The organism is Agromyces sp. NPDC058064, from assembly GCF_042885275.1.
Taxonomy (GTDB): Bacteria; Actinomycetota; Actinomycetes; order Actinomycetales; family Microbacteriaceae; genus Agromyces.
The window spans coordinates 59,983-66,006 of the sequence record NZ_JBHVSE010000003.1 but is presented as its reverse complement, the minus strand read 5'-3'; the positions used below and the strand labels follow the sequence as shown (position 1 = coordinate 66,006).

6 protein-coding genes are annotated in these 6,024 nt (G+C 71.5%); 5 read left to right on the top strand and 1 reads right to left on the bottom strand.

Going from position 1 to position 6,024, the window contains the following annotated elements:
* Nucleotides 1–378: 378 nt before the first annotated feature.
* Nucleotides 379–1,458 (bottom strand): ABC transporter substrate-binding protein, encoded by a 1,080-nt coding sequence (locus ACFVSL_RS11980; protein WP_386941203.1) that lies wholly within the window; start codon nt 1,456–1,458, stop codon nt 379–381.
* A gap of 260 nt (nt 1,459–1,718) precedes the next feature.
* Here ACFVSL_RS11980 and ACFVSL_RS11975 point away from each other — a divergent pair, with 260 nt between their 5' ends.
* From ACFVSL_RS11975 to ACFVSL_RS11955, 5 genes are read left to right on the top strand one after another with little or no spacing between them, the layout of a single operon-like run.
* Nucleotides 1,719–2,738 carry an alcohol dehydrogenase catalytic domain-containing protein gene (locus ACFVSL_RS11975; protein WP_386941202.1) on the top strand — a complete coding sequence of 340 codons (1,020 nt, stop codon included), beginning with the start codon at nt 1,719–1,721 and terminating at the stop codon, nt 2,736–2,738.
* Entirely contained in the window at nt 2,728–3,960 is a 1,233-nt protein-coding gene (locus ACFVSL_RS11970; protein WP_386941201.1) for a CaiB/BaiF CoA transferase family protein, read from the top strand. The genes ACFVSL_RS11975 and ACFVSL_RS11970 overlap by 11 nt, the downstream gene beginning before the upstream one ends.
* On the top strand, nt 3,957–4,820 hold the full coding sequence (locus tag ACFVSL_RS11965) for an amidohydrolase family protein (RefSeq protein WP_386941200.1): 864 nt from the start codon (nt 3,957–3,959) through the stop codon (nt 4,818–4,820). The genes ACFVSL_RS11970 and ACFVSL_RS11965 overlap by 4 nt, the downstream gene beginning before the upstream one ends.
* A 9-nt stretch (nt 4,821–4,829) precedes the next feature.
* On the top strand, nt 4,830–5,675 hold the full coding sequence (locus ACFVSL_RS11960; RefSeq protein ID WP_386941199.1) for a hypothetical protein: 846 nt from the start codon (nt 4,830–4,832) through the stop codon (nt 5,673–5,675).
* A complete protein-coding gene (locus tag ACFVSL_RS11955) occupies nt 5,672–6,019 on the top strand; it encodes a hypothetical protein (protein ID WP_386941198.1) in 348 nt (115 codons plus the stop codon). Before ACFVSL_RS11960 ends, ACFVSL_RS11955 begins: the two co-directional genes overlap by 4 nt.
* The last annotated feature ends 5 nt before the right edge of the window (nt 6,020–6,024 follow it).

The following is a 6,024-nucleotide window of genomic DNA, read 5'->3' as shown; positions in this document are numbered from 1 at the left end:
TGCGACCCCCCCCCCGTCCGAGGGGCAGGGGGGGCTGATCCCCAACCCGCCGGTGCCTGTCCCCCATCCGGCGGGGGGGTAGCTGCCACAGCGGGAGGTCGGGAGGTCGGTCGCTTCCGGTTGTGCTTCACGCTGAGGCGGAACTGGCAGAGCTCGAATCGAAGGTCCTGCGGTCGACCAGTGCGAAAACGCGCCTCGACAGTGAGGCGGATCCGGCAGAGCTCGAGGGGCGTCCTGCGGCGGCCGGAGGAGGCCGCCTCCCAGCTGTCTGCGTCGGAGAGGGAGCGACGCGAGAGCCCCCGCCGTCATGCGCTGCGGCGGGGGCTCTCGGTGCGAGGTTCGAATTGCGAGGTGAGCGCGGCCCGGGGCCGCCCGACCTCAGGGGTAGGGCAGGGTCTCGGGCCCCTCGTTGTCGAGTCCGAGCAGCTCCTGGGCCTTCTCGAGGTAGACGAGCTGCGACTCGTCGAACTCGATGGGCTGCAGCTCCTGCGTCTCGACCGTCGTGTCCCAGGCCTCGGTGCCGAAGTACAGGTTCTGGCACGCGAGGTGCCCGTCGAGCACCCAGACGCTGTCGGAGCCGCGGAGCGCCGAGACGTCGAAGTCGTTCGCCTCGTAGATGTCGAGCACGGAGTCGACGTTCTCGGGGAACTCGCCGGGCGCGGGCGCCGTCATGTAGTCGGTCGCCTTGAGCGTCGCGCGCAGGAACCGCACCATCGTGTTGGGATTCTCGGCGACGTACGAGCTGCCGGACACCATCACGTCGTTGGCCCAGTTGCGCAGCGCCTCGACGGGGAACTCGGCGCCGTGCTCCTCGAGCGCGGGACGGTCGTCGCCGTAGAAGGGCTGCAGGCTGATCTTGTCGTTGACGAAGAACTCGGTCCACGACTCGGAGCCGGGGCCGGGGTAGACGACCTCGACGTTCACCGTGTCGAGATCCCAGCCCTCCTCCTTCAGCACGCGCTTGCGCTGGAACTCGGCGGGGTCTCCGGGCGTACCCGCGAGCACGACCGAGGTGCCGTCGAGGTCGTCGACGCTCTCGACGCCGGGCTGCACGGCGAAGTCGAAGTTCTGGCGGCAGTAGTGGCCGCTCACGAGGTCGACCTCGACGCCGCCGCGGATCGCCTCGATGACGGTGCCGGTCGACTCGACGCCGATGTCGGCGCTCCCCGAGGCGACGGCGGCGGTCACGTTGTCGGCGGTGATGACCTCGACGGTGAGGCCCTCCTCCTCGTAGTAGCCGAGGTCCGTCGCGAGCACGTACATCGAGTACATCGTGATGTCGGGGAAGGGGATGGCCACCGTGATGTCGGTGTCCTCTGCCGCGCCGGGCTCGCCGGCGGCGAGTTCGACGGGTTCGGCCGGATCGGCACCGCTCGACGCGGCGCAGCCGGCGAGCAGCGCGAGGGATGCCACGGCGACGATCGCCGCGCGGCCCGAGCGGGGGATGGATCTGCGCATGATGCTCCGTTCCTGACGGGTGGTGCGCTGAGGCTCCCGTGGAGCGTTCGCCTCATCGCGAATTGCTGGATACGGTATCCAAAACGTGTGGAAGTGTCTATGGTTTTGTCCAGAGCCGGGTGAGATTCGGCGGCGAAGAGGCATGACCCAGAGCTGATTGGGCATGGCAGAGCGCTAGCCCATTCACCGCAGGCATGGGTACCGTTTCCGGAGACATCGCGGAGACGGCCCGCGACTCGACGACGAGAGGGAGGCAGACGGTGCGCGCAGCGGTCCTCTCGAGCCACGGGGTCGACGGCCTGGCCGTCGTCGAGCACCCCGAGCCGAGCCCGGCCGCGGGCGAGGTGCTCGTGCGCGTCGAGACCGTCGGCGTGAACCAGCTCGACCTCAACGTCATCGCGGGGCGCGGCCCCGGCGCCGCCGCCAAGCTGCCCCGCGTGCTCGGGCTCGATGCCGCGGGCGTCGTGGTCGCGGTCGGCGCGGGCGTCGACCGCGACCGCCTCGGCGAGCCCGTCGTCGTGAAGCCGAACATCGCCTGCGGCGCGTGCCCCGCATGCGCTCGCCGACGCGAGGCGGACTGCCCCGCGCAGACGGTCGTCGGCGTGCACCGCGACGGCGGCGCGGCCGAGTTCGTCGCCGTGCCCGCGAAGAACGCGGTCGCTCGCGGAGGCATCCCCGCCGGCGTCGCGACCGCCGCCGTGCACAGCGTGCCCATCGTGCTCAACGCGATCGAGACCGCAGGCGTCGCCGCGGGCGACCGCGTGCTCGTCACGGGCGCCGGCGGCACACTCGGCCGTGCCGCCACGTCGCTCGCGGCGCACTTCGGCGCCGAGGTCGTCGCCGCGTCGCGCTCGTCGCTCGCGGCATCCGAGCTGCCCGAGGGGGTCGCGAGCATCGCCGCGACGGATGCCTCCGCGCTCCGCGCGCAGCTCTCGGCGCTCCACCCCGACGGCTTCGACGTCGTCGTCGACGTGAGCGGCCACGGGCCGACGCTCGGCGCCGGGGTCGCCGCCCTCGCCTGGGGCGGGCGCGCCGTCTTCTGCGCCGCCGTCTCGGACCGCACGCTCGAGCTCGACACGCTCGACTTCTACCTGCGTCGCAAGCGCCTCCTCGGGGTGGCGAGCGCCGACTACGCGCAGGTGCGACGCGCCCTCGACCTCGTGGCGGCGGGTGCCGTCACCCCGCTCATCGGCGCCCGGTACCCGCTCGCCGAGATCGGCCGCGCCTACCGCGGTTTCGCCGACTCGCCCCCAGGAAAGGTGATCATCGATGTCAGCTGAAGGCTTCGAGACGGTCGCTGCGCTCCCTCCTCAACCGGCCCAGTCTGCAGGCCCGCTCGCGGGCATCCGCGTCGTCGAACTCGGCCAGTACATCTCGGGGCCGTACGCCGCGAAGCTGCTCGCCGACCTCGGCGCCGACGTCGTGAAGGTCGAGTCGCCGGGCGGCGACCCCATGCGGCGCTGGGAGGGGCACGGCACCATGAGCCCGCAGTTCGCGGCGTACAACCGCGGCAAGCGCGCCGTCGTGCTCGACCTCAAGAGCGAGGGCGGCCTCGCCGAGCTGCTGCGCCTCGCCGACGACGCCGACGTGCTCATCGAGAACTTCCGGCCGGGCGTCGCCCGGCGTCTCGGCTTCGGGCCCGAGGTGCTGCGCGAGCGCAACCCCGGCCTCGTGAGCTGCGCGATCACCGGCTTCGGCGCCGACGGCCCGTACGCGGCCAGGCCCGCGTACGACACGGTGATCTCGGCGGTCGGCGGCATGTACAGCCAGGTCGTGCCCGAGCACATCCTGCGGCCGCTCGGGCCCGCGTTCTCCGACCTGCTGAGCGGCATGCAGGCCGCGCAGGCGGTGCTCGCGGCGCTGCACGCCCGCAACGCGACGGGCCTCGGCGAGCACGTCGAGGTCTCGATGGTCGGCTCCCTCATCGACTTCCTCACCGAGGCGGCGTCGACCTACCTCGAGACCGGTCAGGTCGCGGGCCCCGACTCCCGTCCCCGTCGCGCGCAGGCCTATGCGTGCCGCGGCTCCGACGGGCGCGCCTTCGTCATCCACATGTCGGTGCCCGAGAAGTTCTGGACGGGCCTGCTCGAGGTGCTCGAGCACCCCGAGCTCGCCGAGGATCCCCGCTTCGCGAGCCGCGAGGCGCGGGTCGCGAACTACGACGCGCTCGACGTCGAGCTGAAGGCGATCACGGTGCGGATGCCGCGGCAGTACTGGCTCGACCGGCTCGCCGCCCACGACATCCCCCACGGGCCGCTCAACACGGTCGCCGAGCTGTTCGACGACCCCCAGATCGCGGCGATGCAGCTCGTCGAGGAGATCGCCGGTCCGGGAGGGGCGCCGTTGCGCGTGCCCGTGCCGAGCACCCGGTTCAGCCGAAGCGGCCGCCCGACGATCCACGCCGCCCCCGGGCTCGGGCAGCACGACGCCGAACTGCTGGCCGGGGCATCCGGCCTCATCGAAACCGTCACCGCCACCGTCACCGAAGGGAGCCGCGCATGACCCGCCCCGACGAGCTCGTCGCGATCGACGTGCACACCCACCCGCAGACCGAGGAGTTCCTCGCCGCGATGGGCAAGCGCCACCAGCAGATGGCGAAGCACTTCGGGCGCGAACGGCCCGCCGTCTCGTTCGCCGAGCAGGCCGACCAGTACCGCGACCGCAGGATGATGGCGGTCATCGTGAACTCCGACTCAGAGACGACGTCGGGCATCAAGGGGGCGCCGAACGACCTGCTCGGTCGCGCGCAGGTCGACCACCCCGACGTGTTCCTCTCGTTCGCGGGCATCGACCCGTGGAAGGGCGAGGCGGCGATCGCCGAGATCCGCCGCATGCACGCCGAGTACGGCATCGCGGGCGTCGGCGAGCTCAACGCGTCGCGGCAGAAGTTCCTGCCGAACGACCGCCGCTTCTTCCCGATCTGGGAGGCGTGCGCCGAGCTCGGGCTCGTCGTGATGTTCCACTCGGGCTTCCCAGGTGCCGGAGCGGGCACCCCCGGCGGAGGCGGGTACCGGCTCGAGAACGCCCGGCCGATTCCCTACCTCGACGACGTCGCGGCCGAGTTCCCCGAGCTCAAGATCATCAGTGCGCATCCCGCCTGGCCGTGGCACCTCGAGAACCTCGCGATGGTGTGGCACAAGTCGAACGTCTACCTCGACCTCTCTGGCTGGGCGCCGAAGTACCTGCCGCCCGAGGTCGTGCGCTACGCCGACTCGCTCATCACCGACCGCGTGCTGTTCGGATCGGACTGGCCCGTGATGACCGTCGACCGCTGGATGGACGAGTTCGCGGAGCTCCCCTTCAAGCCCGAGTCGCGGCAGAAGATCCTGCTCGACAACGCCCGCAAGCTGTTCGGAATCTGAGAGGACGACATGGCCGAACTCGTGCTCGCGGCGGCCACGCCGCACAACCCGCTGCTCTGGCGCTCGATGCGCGAGCCCATGCCCGACGACCTCGCCGGTGTCGCGGCGGGCTTCGCCCGCATCCGGCAGGCGTTCGCCGAGCACGAGCTCGACGCGATCGTCGTGATCGGCACCGACCACCTGCGGCAGTTCTTCTACGACAACTCGCCGGCCTTCGTCGTCGGCAAGGCCGAGTCGTACCACGGCACGTGGGAGAACGAGGTGCGCACGTTCGGGATGGAGGTCGTCGAGCTCGCCGGGCACCGCGAACTGGCCGACGAGCTCACGGGCCGCACGGTCCTGCCCGAGACGATCGATCTCTCGGTGAGCCTCGAGTGGCGGCTCGACCACAGCTTCGTGATACCGCTGCAGTACGTCAGGCCCGAGCTCGACCTGCCGGTCGTGCCCATCCACACGAACGCCTCGATGCCGCCCGTGCCCTCGGTGCGCCGGTTCATCGCCCTCGGCGAGCACTTGCGGCAGGCGATCTCCTCGTGGGACGCGGACGCCCGCGTCGCCCTGCTGACCTCGGGTCACATGGCCAACGACGTCGGCGGCCCGCGCACCTTCGCGGGTTCGCCCGACCCCGAGTTCGACCGTGCCGCCGCCGAGTGGATGCGCGACGGCGACCTCGACGGCGCGATCCGCGTGTGCAGCGACTTCGAGCGGCTGCTCGACGCCGGCTGCATGACCTACCAGTACCTCAACGCGATCACCGCGCTCGCCGCGATGGGCGGGCGGCCCGCCGACTTCGTCGACGTCGCCGAGTCGCGGTTCGCGTCGAGCCCGTTCTTCCTGTGGGAGGGCAAGCGATGACGAAGTACATGGTCGACAAGTTCATGCGCTGGGTCGAGCTGAGCGACGAGCGCGTCGCCGCCTACGTCGACGACCCGGCCGCGTACGTCGAGGGATGGCTCGGGGCGGCGCCCGGAGCGGAGGCCGCGACCGACGACCGCTCGCTGACCGATGCCGAGCGGGCGGCGTTCGCCGCTCGCGACTACGCGGCGCTGTACGCGCTCGGCGCGCATCCCTACCTGCTGTGGCACTTCACCGAGGCGGTGCACGCGCACGAGTTCACCCCCGAGGCGGGGTGGCGTGATCTCGTCGAGCGGTACCGCGCGGCGGTCGCGCCGCAGGGGCTGGTCGACTACATCCCGTAGCGGGC